At 69.5% G+C, this 12,679-nt stretch carries 15 protein-coding genes and 4 pseudogenes; 5 read left to right on the top strand and 14 right to left on the bottom strand.

Translation table 11 applies throughout. The annotated features are described in order from the left end of the window. Nucleotides 1–11: 11 nt before the first annotated feature. The 9 genes and pseudogenes from KAE78_RS14635 to KAE78_RS14675 all read right to left on the bottom strand — a co-directional run bounded on the left by KAE78_RS14635 (nt 12) and on the right by KAE78_RS14675 (nt 7,699). A pseudogene (locus KAE78_RS14635) lies at nt 12–700 on the bottom strand (hypothetical protein). A 41-nt stretch (nt 701–741) separates the two neighbouring features. Next, entirely contained in the window at nt 742–1,767 is a 1,026-nt protein-coding gene (locus KAE78_RS14640) for a ParB N-terminal domain-containing protein (protein WP_112266858.1), read from the bottom strand. Continuing rightward, nucleotides 1,764–2,659: pseudogene (locus tag KAE78_RS14645) on the bottom strand (hypothetical protein). Before KAE78_RS14645 ends, KAE78_RS14640 begins: the two are co-directional and overlap by 4 nt. 92 nt (nt 2,660–2,751) lie before the next feature. Continuing rightward, nucleotides 2,752–3,156, bottom strand: coding sequence for a hypothetical protein (locus KAE78_RS14650; protein WP_026529658.1), 405 nt, complete (start codon nt 3,154–3,156; stop codon nt 2,752–2,754). Beyond that, nucleotides 3,153–3,863 carry a helix-turn-helix domain-containing protein gene (locus KAE78_RS14655; RefSeq protein ID WP_026529657.1) on the bottom strand — a complete coding sequence of 237 codons (711 nt, stop codon included), beginning with the start codon at nt 3,861–3,863 and terminating at the stop codon, nt 3,153–3,155. Before KAE78_RS14655 ends, KAE78_RS14650 begins: the two co-directional genes overlap by 4 nt. A gap of 460 nt (nt 3,864–4,323) precedes the next feature. Then, a pseudogene (locus KAE78_RS14660) lies at nt 4,324–4,773 on the bottom strand (bifunctional DNA primase/polymerase); the annotation flags it as partial. Beyond that, nucleotides 4,773–5,870, bottom strand: coding sequence for an ArdC-like ssDNA-binding domain-containing protein (locus tag KAE78_RS14665; protein WP_112266854.1), 1,098 nt, complete (start codon nt 5,868–5,870; stop codon nt 4,773–4,775). The pseudogene KAE78_RS14660 and the gene KAE78_RS14665, both read right to left, overlap by 1 nt. A gap of 220 nt (nt 5,871–6,090) precedes the next feature. Continuing rightward, the gene (locus tag KAE78_RS14670) at nt 6,091–6,942 is read right to left on the bottom strand and encodes a helix-turn-helix domain-containing protein (RefSeq protein WP_164498149.1); all 852 of its coding nucleotides are present in this window, start codon (nt 6,940–6,942) and stop codon (nt 6,091–6,093) included. A gap of 208 nt (nt 6,943–7,150) precedes the next feature. Further along, nucleotides 7,151–7,699, bottom strand: a complete 549-nt coding sequence (locus KAE78_RS14675) for a hypothetical protein (protein WP_146770521.1) — start codon at nt 7,697–7,699, stop codon at nt 7,151–7,153. A 299-nt stretch (nt 7,700–7,998) separates the two neighbouring features. Here KAE78_RS14675 and KAE78_RS18005 point away from each other — a divergent pair, with 299 nt between their 5' ends. From KAE78_RS18005 to KAE78_RS14695, 5 genes are read left to right on the top strand one after another with little or no spacing between them, the layout of a single operon-like run. Continuing rightward, a complete protein-coding gene (locus KAE78_RS18005; protein ID WP_257996725.1) occupies nt 7,999–8,133 on the top strand; it encodes a hypothetical protein in 135 nt (44 codons plus the stop codon). After that, nucleotides 8,126–8,446: a hypothetical protein gene (locus tag KAE78_RS14680; protein WP_028850586.1), complete on the top strand. Its 321-nt coding sequence runs from the start codon at nt 8,126–8,128 to the stop codon at nt 8,444–8,446. The genes KAE78_RS18005 and KAE78_RS14680 overlap by 8 nt, the downstream gene beginning before the upstream one ends. Continuing rightward, nucleotides 8,433–8,708: a metal-sensitive transcriptional regulator gene (locus KAE78_RS14685; protein WP_026529653.1), complete on the top strand. Its 276-nt coding sequence runs from the start codon at nt 8,433–8,435 to the stop codon at nt 8,706–8,708. Before KAE78_RS14680 ends, KAE78_RS14685 begins: the two co-directional genes overlap by 14 nt. 54 nt (nt 8,709–8,762) lie before the next feature. Then, nucleotides 8,763–8,939: a hypothetical protein gene (locus KAE78_RS14690; RefSeq protein WP_164498150.1), complete on the top strand. Its 177-nt coding sequence runs from the start codon at nt 8,763–8,765 to the stop codon at nt 8,937–8,939. Further along, on the top strand, nt 8,936–9,589 hold the full coding sequence (locus KAE78_RS14695) for a class I SAM-dependent methyltransferase (RefSeq protein WP_112266850.1): 654 nt from the start codon (nt 8,936–8,938) through the stop codon (nt 9,587–9,589). Before KAE78_RS14690 ends, KAE78_RS14695 begins: the two co-directional genes overlap by 4 nt. Before the next feature lie 39 nt (nt 9,590–9,628). Here KAE78_RS14695 and KAE78_RS14700 read toward each other — a convergent pair whose 3' ends face one another. The 5 genes and pseudogenes from KAE78_RS14700 to KAE78_RS14720 all read right to left on the bottom strand — a co-directional run bounded on the left by KAE78_RS14700 (nt 9,629) and on the right by KAE78_RS14720 (nt 12,671). Then, a complete protein-coding gene (locus KAE78_RS14700; RefSeq protein WP_262927897.1) occupies nt 9,629–10,300 on the bottom strand; it encodes an aspartate/glutamate racemase family protein in 672 nt (223 codons plus the stop codon). 57 nt (nt 10,301–10,357) lie between these two features. After that, the gene (locus tag KAE78_RS14705) at nt 10,358–10,684 is read right to left on the bottom strand and encodes a hypothetical protein (protein ID WP_036542089.1); all 327 of its coding nucleotides are present in this window, start codon (nt 10,682–10,684) and stop codon (nt 10,358–10,360) included. Further along, nucleotides 10,677–11,699: a M56 family metallopeptidase gene (locus KAE78_RS14710; protein WP_223172698.1), complete on the bottom strand. Its 1,023-nt coding sequence runs from the start codon at nt 11,697–11,699 to the stop codon at nt 10,677–10,679. The genes KAE78_RS14705 and KAE78_RS14710 overlap by 8 nt, the downstream gene beginning before the upstream one ends. Next, nucleotides 11,696–12,085: a BlaI/MecI/CopY family transcriptional regulator gene (locus KAE78_RS14715; protein ID WP_036542093.1), complete on the bottom strand. Its 390-nt coding sequence runs from the start codon at nt 12,083–12,085 to the stop codon at nt 11,696–11,698. Before KAE78_RS14715 ends, KAE78_RS14710 begins: the two co-directional genes overlap by 4 nt. Then, a pseudogene (locus KAE78_RS14720) lies at nt 12,082–12,671 on the bottom strand (hypothetical protein). The gene KAE78_RS14715 and the pseudogene KAE78_RS14720 overlap by 4 nt, the downstream one beginning before the upstream one ends. Nucleotides 12,672–12,679 lie beyond the last annotated feature (8 nt).

Consider the following 12,679-nt stretch of genomic DNA (forward strand, 5'->3'; position numbering starts at 1 on the left):
CGTGCCTTCTGTCATCGCAGCGGGTTGTCGAGCTGCGACAGGCGCAGCACGTGACACGGGCCGGTGCGGAACTCCGGCGCCGGGGGCGGGCAGGCCAGAAACACGGTGAAGGCCACGGGGTGCTCGCTGGTGACGGGTTCGCCGTTCCAGACGCCCTCGCGGTGCCGGGTTCCTTCGATCGTGATCGCGGTCGCACCACGCGGGAGCTGCCCGGACTGGGCCTGCTCAACCGCGGTGTCCCATGCTTGGGGCACGAACGAGGACTCGATGGTGAGATGCTGGGTGGTGGCGTACTTGCGCAGCTCGATCCACGCCTCCCGCGACGGCAGATAGGACGCGATGTCGGCGGCGAGGCCCGCCTGCTCATGGCCGGAGGGTCCCCGACCTCCAAGATCGCGGCGGAGTAATCCTGCGGCATCAGCCCGGAGCCGGTGTCCCAGGCGAACAGCGCCTCAGCGACATTGCGGGCGAACTCATCCGGGTCGTGCGAGGGGATCACCCGCGGCGGCCCCGGTTTGCCGGGCTCGGACTCACCCGGAGCGGTGATGGTCGGAGCCGGATCGGGCGCGCGATCGGTGGGCTGTCGTGGGCCGGTGATGAGCCCATACACGCCGACGCCGATCAGGAGCAGCAGCACGAGGCCGACGGCGATCACCGCGATGAGTCGGCCACGGGACCAGGAAGCGAGATTCGTCTTCATGCCCAGAGGTGAGCCCGCCGGTGACTGGCCCTACCGGTGCATCAGAGGGCGCGCAGCAGCGGCCGGCCCGCCGACTCAGCGACGGTTGTGCGGGCGGTGCGGAGCCGGTCGGCGAACTCGGTGGTGCCCTCGACGGTGGCGAAGAACGCCTCGGCCTGCTCGTCGGTGAGCTCGACGGCCAGCTCGTCCACGTCGTAGTGAGTCCACCACGCTTCCAGGTCGCCCCAGGTCAGTACGAACGCCCGCAGCGGGTACCGCGTCGGTTCCTCGTCCTCAACGACGGGGCGACGCTTCGGCGTGGCCGGCTTGCTGACCTTGCTGGCCTTGCTGGTCTTGGCGGCGTGGACGCGGGCCAGGGCTTCGTCGGCCAGCTCGTGAAACCGTTGGTCCCGCTCGCTGTCGGCCTTGGCTTGGCTGTCGCGGAGGCGCTGGAAGATCGGGTTGACCGCCGCACCGGCCTCGATCTGCGTCAGCCCGTCCCGCGCCTGGACGCGGATCGTCTCCGGGGTGCTCGGATCGTCGGCCAGGTGTTGCAGGTAGCCGATCTGTTCCAGCCGACTGTAGGACGCCGAGCCGGTCACCATCCGCGCCGCCTGTGTCCGAGCGTCTCCGAGCTGGTGCGAGTCCGATGGTCCCGCCGAATCGGCGGGACCATGCTTTCCGGGCTCGTGGCCCTCGTGGAACTGGGTCTTGGCCTTGCGGCGTGCGGCGTCCTCGGCCATGAGTTCCTTGATCTCCCGGTACAAGGCGGCGGCCTCGATCGCGGTGAGCGGCTTGTGGAGCTGGTTGTCGTCCTGCTCGGCCAGCAGATGCCCCAGCCGGTCCGAGATACCGGAGCGCACCCACACGCTGACGCGGCGCCAGCCGAGCTTCTTGATCGCGGCCATCCGGCGCGCCCCGCACACCAGCACCCCGTCCGGGGTGATCGTCGGCGGCTGCAACAGACCGTCCCGGTCGATCGACGCCGCGAGCGCGTCGATGTCGCCCAGGTCCGTGCGGTGCCGGCGGCCGACAGTGATGGAGTCAACCGCCCGCTCCAGCTCGATGTGTCCGGCCGGTGCGCTCATCCCGCACCTCGCGCCTTTCTCGCGCCCGGCTTGCTGATGCCCGGTGCGGCCAGGGAGAGGGTGAGCACGAGGTCGTCATCGCGCAGCAGCACCGGCAGGGTCTCGCCGATCAGCAGCCGCAGCAGGATGCCGCGTCCCGCGCCGGTCGCCGCGAGCGCCGGGTCCGGGCAGCCGAGCAGGGCGCGCAGCAGCACCGCCCAGGACCGGCCAGGAAGGTCGATCAGGGCTCGGGCGTGCTTGTCGCGTCGCAGTGTCTCGTAGGCGGTGTGCCGGTTCCCGACGCGCGTCAGCGCCACGCAGACGTGTTCTACCGCCGGGCGTGCCGTGCCCTCGGGCCAGTCCAGCAGCATCAGCAGCGTGATCGCGTCCTCGACCGCCGACGCCGCGGTGGTTGCCGCCGGCTCGGCCGGTGCCTGCTCCGGGGTGTTGTCGCGGTCGTGGGCGTCCTTGATCTGGAACGCGGGATGGTAGTCGCTCAGGACGTTCTCGCGGTCGGAGAGCCGTTCGGGGTCGTGGAAGATCGAGTAGCGGGCCGGCGTGCCTGGTGGGTCGAGCACAGCAGCCCTTGGCCGCGTTCCTCGGCGATGCAGGTGATCCGTACCGCGTGCGTGATGACCGCCCACGGGTCATCGGCGATGCGGGCGGCCTTGGTGCGCATCACATCGAACGCCGCCGACGCGGCCTCCCACGGATCGAGCCGGTGCTTGTGCGCCAGCGCCGCGTACTTCTCGGCCGCGAACGCCATCAGCTCTGCCGCTACCGGGTCGTGCTCCCAGGCGCGCTGGCCGGCGGCGTGCAGCCGTTTCAGCAGGGCACGCAGGCCCTCGCTGGTGCGGTAGTCCTCAGCCGTCCGGCCGCTGGTCTCGCTCATGGTGCTGGTGTCGTTGGTCATGGTCTGGGCACCTCCCGACGGCGAGGTGCACCCGCAGACGACTGCGGGGCTCGCCTTGACGGAATGAGCGCCCATGACTCATCACCACCCGGCTACCTCATCCCGACCCCGGAGCGGTGCGGTCCCTGCTCGGCGCCGCCGCGACGGCCGAAGGCGCTCAGAGGCGGCAGACGCTTGGCTCGCTCGGCGACCCAGCGGGCGCCCTTCTCGATCGGGGCGCGAACGTGCCGGTTCATATCGGCGGTCCGGTCGATGCCCCGGCGGGACAGCCGGCCGCCGCCTTGGGCGATCAGGTCGGTCGGGCGCACCCAATCCACGCCCCGGCCCCGTACCCGCGCCAGCTTCTCCTTCGCCGCCGTGCGGGACGCGGCGGCCTTGACCGCATCCGGCGTCCCCGCTGCTTCGGTCGCCTCGGTTGGGTTCAGGTCGTTCCGCTTACGGGGTGGCGGCTCGGGCTCGGAGCGATGCTGCTCCCGCATCCGGTCCTGATCGTTCATGGCAGGGCTCCTTCCATCTCGGGCTGCGACCCGGACGGGTCGGCCTCATCGGACTGGTGAGCACGAGGCAGCCAGCGACCCACCGTCGAGGGATGCACGCCCAAATGCCGGGCGATGGCCTTGTTCGACCAGTCCTGCTCTCGCAGCTCTGCCGCCAGCGCCCGACGATCCGGCCCGCCGTCCGTGTCCGCAGCGGTGACGCCTGCCGCCGTAGATGGCGGGTCAAGAGATGCCGTCTCGCTCTGGGGCAACGGGGTGATCGGCTCGAGCGCCGGCGGCAACTCGAGCGCAGTAGCCGGGCGTGCGGTGGCGCGGGTCAGCACAACGGTCAGATGCGTGATCGCCAGCAGCACGACCGGCGGCACGGCAGCGACCGCGGCCGCGAGCGGTCCGGGCACGTCGGCGTCGGCCGCGACCACCGCATGCAGCGAGTTCGCCGTCACCGACACCGCGGCACCGCCGACCAGCAACGCCCACGGATACCACGCCGCTCGCTCACCGGCGAGGGCAACGACGGCCACCGTGGAGACCACGATTACGCCGTCGACGATCAGCGGCCACGCCCACGCCTGCCCGGCCCCGATCCCGGAGCGGCGGGCAAGGTCGGCCAGGGACGTGAACGACAACCAGAACGCGCCGGCAGCGATGAACACCGTCCCGGCGACCGAGGTGATGACCGCCCACCGGCGGCCGCGTAGCTCCTTCATGACAGCCCCGCGTGGCGGGCGCCCGCTGCTGCGCGTTCCCGCGAGCGAACTCGCCCGAAGCCGATGCGGCCGGACGGTCCCGGCGGGCTCCGGCGCCGACGCTGCGATAGGCGCTGTAGACGGTGCGGGTGATCTCCCGCTCCCCGAAATCGGATTGTGCGGCCGTCACCATCGCGTCCAGGGCATCCGTGAGCGGCACCCCGCCCTCGGACAACCGGCACGAGGCCCAGAAGAGTTTGAGGTTGCGGTCTGTGGCCTGCCGCCCCAGCCACGTCGCCAGCCGCTCCGCATCCTCGCGCCGCACTGGCCCACCGAGGCGCGGCCGAGGCGCGGGCCGAGGATCAAGGAAGTCTCGCAGCCGGCCCGCATCTATCGGCCAGGCCGCACCGGCCGCGAGCTGCTCGACCCGGTACGGCGTGCGCAGGCCGTCGAGCCGTAGCAGCGAGGGCGGGGCGATGATGTAGCCGCCGTCCCCGCGACAGTCGATGCCGACCTTCCCTGCCTGCCAGGACCGTTGCGCCTGGTTCGGGTCGGCTGGAAAGTAGGCGTGCTGGCCGCCGGTGGGTGTGCGCACGACCGCCAGCGGCTCGGGGATCAGCCCGGCCCGGGCTGACCGCGCGTAGGCGGCGTACCCGTTGACGCCGTGCACATCCACGTCGATCACTACCAGCCCCGAGACGGCACCGGTCGGGATGCCGATGTTCGCGGCCGGCCGCGCCCGCCACCACGCCTCAACACGGCTCGGGTCGATGCTGGCCTCGTGGAATCCGCGCTCCGGGATCGGCCGCTTCCCGGCCGGCGCACAGGGGAACACCGGAACTCCGGCCCGCGCCAGCTCACCAGCCGCGACCGGCAACGGTGCCCCGTCGAGCTGACCGAACACGGCGGCAGCCGTGGCGGGGGTGACCATCACAGGCCCCGTCCCGAGCCGACTGAGGCCGCCGGCGTCTCCCGCTCCGGCAGCGGCTCGACCTGGCGCGCGGCCTGCTCTGGCGTCTCCTGGGCCTGCGGCGTGTGCTCCGGGCCATCGACACGCAGGGACAGCGGGTTGCCGTTCCCGAGCTGTGTGGTGTCGAGCTTGTCGAGAATGTCGAATGCGGTGCTGCGCACCTGCTCGCCCGTGGCGCGGACCACCGCCACGGGGTCTTTCCCGTCCACGTTGCTCGCCCATCCGGCGACATACGGGATCGTGTAGTCGCTGGTGTCCATGCCGTGTGCGGCGGCGATCATCAACGCGACCGACTCCGCGCGTACCTCGCTGATTCCTCGATGCTCGCGGGCGTCGTCCCGCTGATTCGGGCCGTCCAGCCGGACGTGCGCCAGCTCGTGCGCGAGGGTCTTGACCTGCGCGGCCGGGTCCATGTCCGCGCAGACCATCACTTGCCGGGTCTCGAAGTCGATGCAGCCGTTCGCGCCCCGTTCGATGCGGTCGCGCGGCATCCGCAGCACCTCGAACCCCAGCGACTCCGCCTGCTCGGTCAGGCCCTCCCACAGCCCGGCCGGGGCTTCGCCTTCCAGCAGCCTCGGACGGGGCAGCTCGGGAAGCGGTGCGCCGTGCGTCCTCGACACGTCCCACACATAGGCCGGGACGACGCTGACGATCCGCCTGCGCACGACTTCGCCCGGTCGGGGCTTCTCCCACTTCCCGAGCCGCCGCCACGACGCCGGATCGCGCGGGGTCGCCGATGCGAACCTCGCCTTGACCGGACCGCGAATCCGATAGCCGCCGTCCTTCTCCGGCCAGCGGCCCATCTTCTGCCAGTCGTTGTACCCGGCAACCCAGGTCGGCGTCGGTGTCGGCACCCGGCCCTGTTCGTAGGCTTCGAGATGCTGCGCCCAGATCAACAGCGTGTTGTTGAACGAGCGGGTCCGGAACCTCGCGGCGAACTCGATCGCACGCCGCCAGTCATCGCCCGACACCAGTTCCTCGACCGAACGCACGATGCGTTCTTCCAGCGCATCGAGCGTCACTTGCCGCGCCGCCTGCTTGTCCTCGTTCGCAGCCATCGCCTGACCTCCCTCCGCCAGGGCCACTCCGAGTGGGAGCAACCGTGCGACCGCGAGGTACGCCGGGCGGATCAGGAAGACAAGACGGACGACGGAACAAGACTGGCGACCGTCAGCTCCGCGACGAACCCGACGAGTCTCTACCGGCCTACCGGATCGGAACTGGCCCTGGGGCCTGCGGCCACCGATCCCGCGGCTATCACCCGGACAGATGCGTCCTTCACCCGGCCACTTGCGTGGACGTCACCCGATGCATCGTCCGGTAGTCGCTGGGAGTAAGGCCGACGCCGCGGCGGAACTGGCGAGCGGCGAAGTCAGGATCGCTCCAGCCCACCTCCTGAGCGATCGCCGCAACAGAGCGGGACGTCGTGCGTAAAAGATGCGCCATCCGCTCGGCTCGCTGCATGGTCAGGTAAGCGATCGGTGACTTCCCGTACGCCTCAACGAAGATGCGGTTGACCTGTGACTTCGACAGATGTACTTCATCTGCCAAGTCCGACACGGACCAACGCCGCGCCGGGTCCGTCCGTAAGAGTTCAGCGACCTTGCGCGCTTCTGTGCGCAATGGCGCAAACCGACGAACACGAGGTAGGGAGGGTATCGCGGTCGCGCGCTGCGTCGGGGATGTACGGATCGGTGAGGTCTTGACAAAGGGAGTCACGACATGAGCGATGCTGAACCACAATGCCTGCATTCGATTGAAGTTCTCCGCGAATCGGCCATCGATACTGAGAGCAACCAGCTCATCGAGACGCGGCATCAGCATACCCGCTCGATCTTCGCCGATATGAAGTACCTGCGCAGGCTCGGCATACATAGTCTCGGCAAAGCACTGCGCGTCGAGGCGGTCCCGTAATATGCCGACGTGTTGCCAGAAAATCTGGTCAATCAAGTAGTCGGTGTCGAGATAGACCGTCGTCACAGTTGCACGACCCTCGGGCTCACCCCCAAGCAGTGTGTTGGCCCCCAGGAGAATCACGTCCCCAAACTTGACCAGCTTCTGCTTGAACTCGCTAAACAGGATAGCGCTTCCATCGCGAACGACGATGACCTGAACGCAGTCGTAGGCCAACGGCCCGACCGGCTGGACGATGATGCGGTTCCGGGCGAGGATGGGTGCGAAACCGCGGAGACTGCAGGACTCGTGTTGGTTCGACGCCGCGACCGATTCGGGCTCATCAACCGCATTCCTGGGATGGGATTCCTGACCACCTCTTTCGCGGGCACCAGACGGACCGCGCTGAGGACTGCGCGACGGGCGGGTCTCGACAATCCCGCGACTAATCGACCGGTTCGAGCCCAACGAACTTCATCCGGTCCTCGCCGTAGAAGCATGTCTGCAAGGCGAATGAACCGTCGAGGCCAAGTAGGTCATCGGTGGTCGCCCAGGTCTTTGGCGTGTGGCGGATATCAACCACTTGATACACCTGATCGCTACCCTCGACCTGCACCCGTTGGCCTATCTCCCAGGGGAGCAGGACGTCGCCTTGACAATTGTTGTGAGCTGCCCATACCGGCGGAACGCCCTCCCGCTCGTAGGAACTCATCTCCGTGAACGTTCCGTCGCAGCCGTCTAGTTCGTGCACGCCACCCGTGGCGCCCAAGTCCACGGTGGGCAGGTCTCCGAACGCGTCCTCCCGCGCGGCATGGATGCTTCCCGTGACCGCCGTCTTCACCGTCCCGTACACATACTCGACCCGCTCCGGCGCGGCGAGAAGGCCTACCAGCAGCGCCCCGCCAGCGAGGACGAGGACCGTCCCCGCCGCCGCGCTGAGGAACCCATGCCAGCGCCGCGGCGGTGGCTTACTCCGTCCGACTGTCTCCCGCATGCTCCGAACCCCGTTCCGCACGTTGACCAACCTCATGTTCGACTATCCATGATAGTTACTATCTAGCATAGTCGTATGGTTCAGCCTGTCTTCGCCGGCCGCCGTGGGGTAGCCGCCTCCCGCCCGGTTCGTGACCTCTGCGGCCCACGCGGTCCGAGAGGAGTGGGCTGCGCGAGGAGCGATCGGTGGGCGCTGCACAACCGTCCGGAGAGTCCGCTTGCCTCTGTCGCGGAGACCTCGTTCGCGACGCTGCGATGACAAAGTTGAGATCGCGATACCCCCGGGGGTATAGTGGAGTCATGGGCGCGACCGAGATCAGGCGAGAGAACCCGACCCGGGTGGTCGAGGAGAGCTCGGTGCCGATCCTGGGCTTTTGGGCCGACCACCCACTCGACGACGTTCCTGACAGTCAGAGGAGTTTCGCCTATGTCTGACCGACAGCTCACCTGCGCCCCGGCATGCCGCGCCGGCGTATGGGGGCGGCTGAGCCGTGGAGCCGTCGCCCTGATCGTCGGCGCGTTCGGTGCATCCATGCTGTCGACGGACCCGGCGATCGCGGTAGCCGCCGGCGTGATGGCCACCGTCATCGCGGTCATGGCGGTCACTGGAACATGCCCGACGAGCTGGCTCACCACTCGTCGGCAGCCTCAGACGCCGCAGCACACACTCGACATCCCCGATGCCCGGCAGCACGTCGACCTGACGAGCGCCCCCGTCCCGAACAGGAGTTCTCATGTCCACGAGTGACCCCGACGCCCAGCGCCGCATCCTCAACCGGCTCCGCCGCGCCCGCGGCCAGCTCAACGCCGTCATTGACGCGGTCGAAGGCGGCGGGTCGTGCCGGGAGGTGGTGACCCAGCTCGCGGCGGTCTCCTCGGCGCTTGACCGTGCCGGGTTCGCGATCATCTCCACCGCGATGAAGGACTGCATCGCCGACCCCGACGGCACCAACCGTGCCGACGACATCACCACCGAGGAGCTGGAGAAGCTGTTCCTCACGCTCGCCTGAACGAGCGATCCTCACGACCAACCGACAGCCAGCCCTCGAAGGAAGAAGCAATCCATGTGCCGAGCTGTGACCTGTAAGACCTGCGGCAAGACCACCTGGGCCGGCTGCGGCCAGCACATCGCCGAGGTCAAGCGCACCGTGCCGGCGGGCCAGTGGTGCCCCGGACACGACAAGGAGAAGGAGAAGGCAGCCGCGACGAGCGGGTTCTTCGCCCGCTTGTTCGGACGATGACAGGCGCCACGCGCCACGACTCGCCCTCTCAGAATCCTCAGGAGTTCTGGGAGGGCCGCTACCGGGACGCCGAGCGCGTGTGGTCGGGCCGCCCGAACCCTAGCCTGGTCAACGCTGTGCAGCACTTGGCTCCGGGGAAAGCGCTGGATCTGGGGTGCGGGGAGGGCGCCGATGCGATCTGGCTCGCCACCCAGGGCTGGCTCGTCACCGGCGTGGACATCTCCGCCACCGCTATCGCCCGCGCACGCCGCGAGGCTCAGCGTCAACAGGCCAGCGCGGCCACCCGGTTCGTCACTGCCGACCTGGCACGGTGGGAGCCGGACGACGGCCCCTACGATCTGATGACCGCCAGCTTCCTGCACTCGCCTGTCTCGCTCCCGCGCATCGCGATCCTGCAACGCGCAGCCACCACGGTGCGCGCCGGCGGTCACCTCGTGGTCCTCTCCCACGCCGCACTCCCACCCTGGGTCGACGCCGCGGATCATCCCGCGCACAGCTTTCCCAGCCCGGCACGACAGTTCGTGGAGCTGAACCTCAACGAGCACGACTGGCTCGTCCTGAGCATCCAGACGCACACCCGACACGCCACCGCCCCTTCCGGCGAGGCCGCCGAGCTGACCGACGGGGTACTTCTCCTCCAGCGCCGGTGACCGGCTCGTCCCGGCGCGGCGGACCCGCTGTGGGGCGGCTTAGCCGCGGGACATCGCGGTCTGGACGATGGCTTCGACGTGCAGCGTGGTCGAGTCAAGCAGCGGCAGTCCCGGCACGTCGTCGGGGCCGACCAAGAGGATGATCTCGGTGCATCCGAGCACGATCGCCTCGGCCCCGGCCGCGTGGAGGTCTGTCATGACCCGGATGTAGGTCTCCCGAGACTCAGGCCGGAACACGTGTCTGGTCAGCTCGTCGAAGATGATCTGATCGACCGTGGTCCGGTCGACGGGCTCCGGGGGCAGCACAGTGAAGCCCGCTCGCTCGAGTCTTCTCCGGTAGAAGTCCTGTTCCATCGTCGGCGCGGTGCCGAGCAGTCCCAGCCGGGTCACCCCGATGTCGGTCGCTGTGGTCGCGACCACATCGGCGATGTGCAGGAATGGGACGGTGATCGCCGCCTCGATGACGGGCGCGACTCGGTGCATCGTGTTGCTCCCGCAGGCGATGAAGTCCGCTCCCGCCCGCTGCAGGCCCCGGGCTTTGCCTGCCAGATACTGTCCGGCCTCATCCCAGGCTTCGGCGCGCACGCATCGTTCGATGACGCCGAAGTTCACGCTGGACAGCACCAGCTCGGCTCGCTCGTGCCCGCCACGCAGCTCGTTCACGCGGTCGTTGATCCGGCGGTAGTAGTCCACCGTCGCGACGCTGCTCATCCCGTGCAGCAACCCGATGGTCCTCATCGGCGCTCCATCTGCCACCTTCTGGTCCGGTCAGATGCGGATGTAGGCGGCGTCGGCCAGTTGCGCATGGACGATCGCGGTGACCGCGGAGGGGACCGTGCCGACCTCGGGTCGCAACTCGCCGGGGTCGATGCCGCGCCGTCCGAGCCCGACGCTGCACGCGGCCACCTCGGTGTGCTCGGGCACCTGGACGGCATCGGTGCCGGTCAGGCCGGCCAGTGCCGGGCCGTTGACGATCACCCGCACCCGCACTCCCAGGCCGGCGGCGTGGAGTCCGGCGGCGGCGTCCAGCGCCCGTTGCACGTCGGCGGGGTCGTCGGCCACGTGCAGGATCACCTCACGAGTGTTCTCATTCATTGTTTGGTGTTCTCTCTTGGTTTCCGGCAGGGTCAGATGGTGCAGCCGGTGAGGGCGGCCGAGACGTAGGGCAGATGGACGAGGGCAGCAAGGGCGGCCATGCCGACCAGGTATGCGGCGATCGCGACGGCGGGCAGGGCGCCTGCCAGCCCGGCGCTGGGGTGGACGAGGTGGCGGATGCGTTCGGGACCAGCGGCGTGCAAGGCGACAGGGCAGGAGTGCTGCGGCATGGCGGGTGGGTGCGTTCGCCGAGCTTGACCAGGGCGCTGACCAGCGCCCTGGTTCCTGCGTGACGGCGGGCCTGGTCGTCCGCGGCGATCTCCAGGTAGTGCGGCAGCGCGTCGGCGACAGCGCGGATCAGCGGCACCCACCGTAGGTAGGCGGCGATGCTGTCCACTAGCGCGGTGATGAGGTGGTGGCGTTGGTGCAGGTGGGCGTGCTCGTGGGCCAGCACGGCGGCCAGCTCGCCCGGCCCCAGCGCGCGCACCGCGCCGGTGGAGAGCACGATCCCGCCGTGACGGTCGGGGAAGGTAAGCGCGAACGGGTGCTCGGCGTCGACCAGTGCCACCTCGTGCCCGTGAAGGAGCTGCCGCCGCGCGCCGTGCAGCAGCGTGCGGGCGGCGTCCCGGGAGCGAGAGCTGCGCCGAACCATCTGGCGGGCAAGACCTGCTCCCAGAGCAAGGGCCAGCGCCACCGGCAGGGCGAGCAGCAGCACCGCGGGGATCAGGGTTTCGGTGGTGTCGGCGGAGAACGGGTTCGCGGCGGTCAGGCACCGTTGGCAGACCTCGGCCGCGCGTTCGGGCAGCAGCGCGGGGCCGGCTCCGGCCCAGGCCAGCACCGGGCCGATCGCCAGCAGCGTGACCAGCCAGACCCCGATGCCGCCGGCGACGACCACGATCGCCAAGCGCGGGACGCGCACCAGGGCGGGGGCAGCGTGCCGCAGCAACCACGGCCCGAACACCGCCAATGCCACCAGTCCGGTGCACAGAGCCATCGTGAGGATGCCCGCGGTCATGGCATGTCTCCCCGGTCGCGGCGTTCCAGGTAGTCGCGCAGCAGGTCCAGGTCGTTCTCGGGCATCGAGTCCACGAACTGCAGGATCGAGGCGGCCCGGTCGCGGCTAGCCTCCAGCACCTGCTCCATCAGCCCCGCGGCGTGCTCGTGCCTGGTGATCTTGGCGCCGTACCGGGTGGACCGGTTCTGCCTCGTGATGGTCACCAGGCGCTTGCGATCCAGGTTGGTGAGCACGGTCGCGATGGTGGTGTAGGCGGGGTCGGAGGGCAGGTGCTCGATCACTTCGCGCACGGTAGCCGGGCCGTGGTCCCACAGCACGTCCATCACCTGCGCTTCCAACGCCCCCAGGCGCAGCAGGTCGCCGGAGCGCCCATCGGCGGCCTTCATCGCACAGCCGCCACCGGCTCGGGGCGGACCGGGCAAGCGACCTGCCCGCGTAGTCGCCACACCAGTGCGACGCCGGTCAGGATCAGCGCGCCGAGCGCGAGGAACGGCTGCACGGGGTGAACCAGGTGATCGCTCCCGAGTACCCCAGCGCCAGCAGCGCCAGCTTGTTGCACACCGGGCACCCCACCGCGAACCACGCCAGGATGCCGCCGGCCATTCCCATCCGGCTGCTGCGCCGAGCCTGCGCCTCATCGGCCGCGTCGGTGGCGGCGCCGTCCTCGCTGACCGCATTCGCCTGCTGCTCGTCCGCGGCGGCGCGGTACGGGCGGATATACGTAGCGACCAGCATGCCCGACAGCACCGAGGTGACCAGCCACACCGGATAGTTCCACCACACCGGCGGGATGTCTCGACCGAACAGCGGGTTGGGGATCAGCACCGTCGCCACCCCGATCACCACCGCGACGACCGCCGAGGCAGCGATCGCGGCCAGCACCTGCCTGCCCGTCCACCCTCGAAGCGCCTGGACCGCCAACCGGAAGCTTTCGCCGATGCCCTGGCGGGATCGAGTCGTGGGAGAGGTCATGGAACCCA

This window comes from Microbacterium sp. NIBRBAC000506063 (assembly GCF_017968845.1).
Taxonomy (GTDB): Bacteria; Actinomycetota; Actinomycetes; order Actinomycetales; family Microbacteriaceae; genus Microbacterium.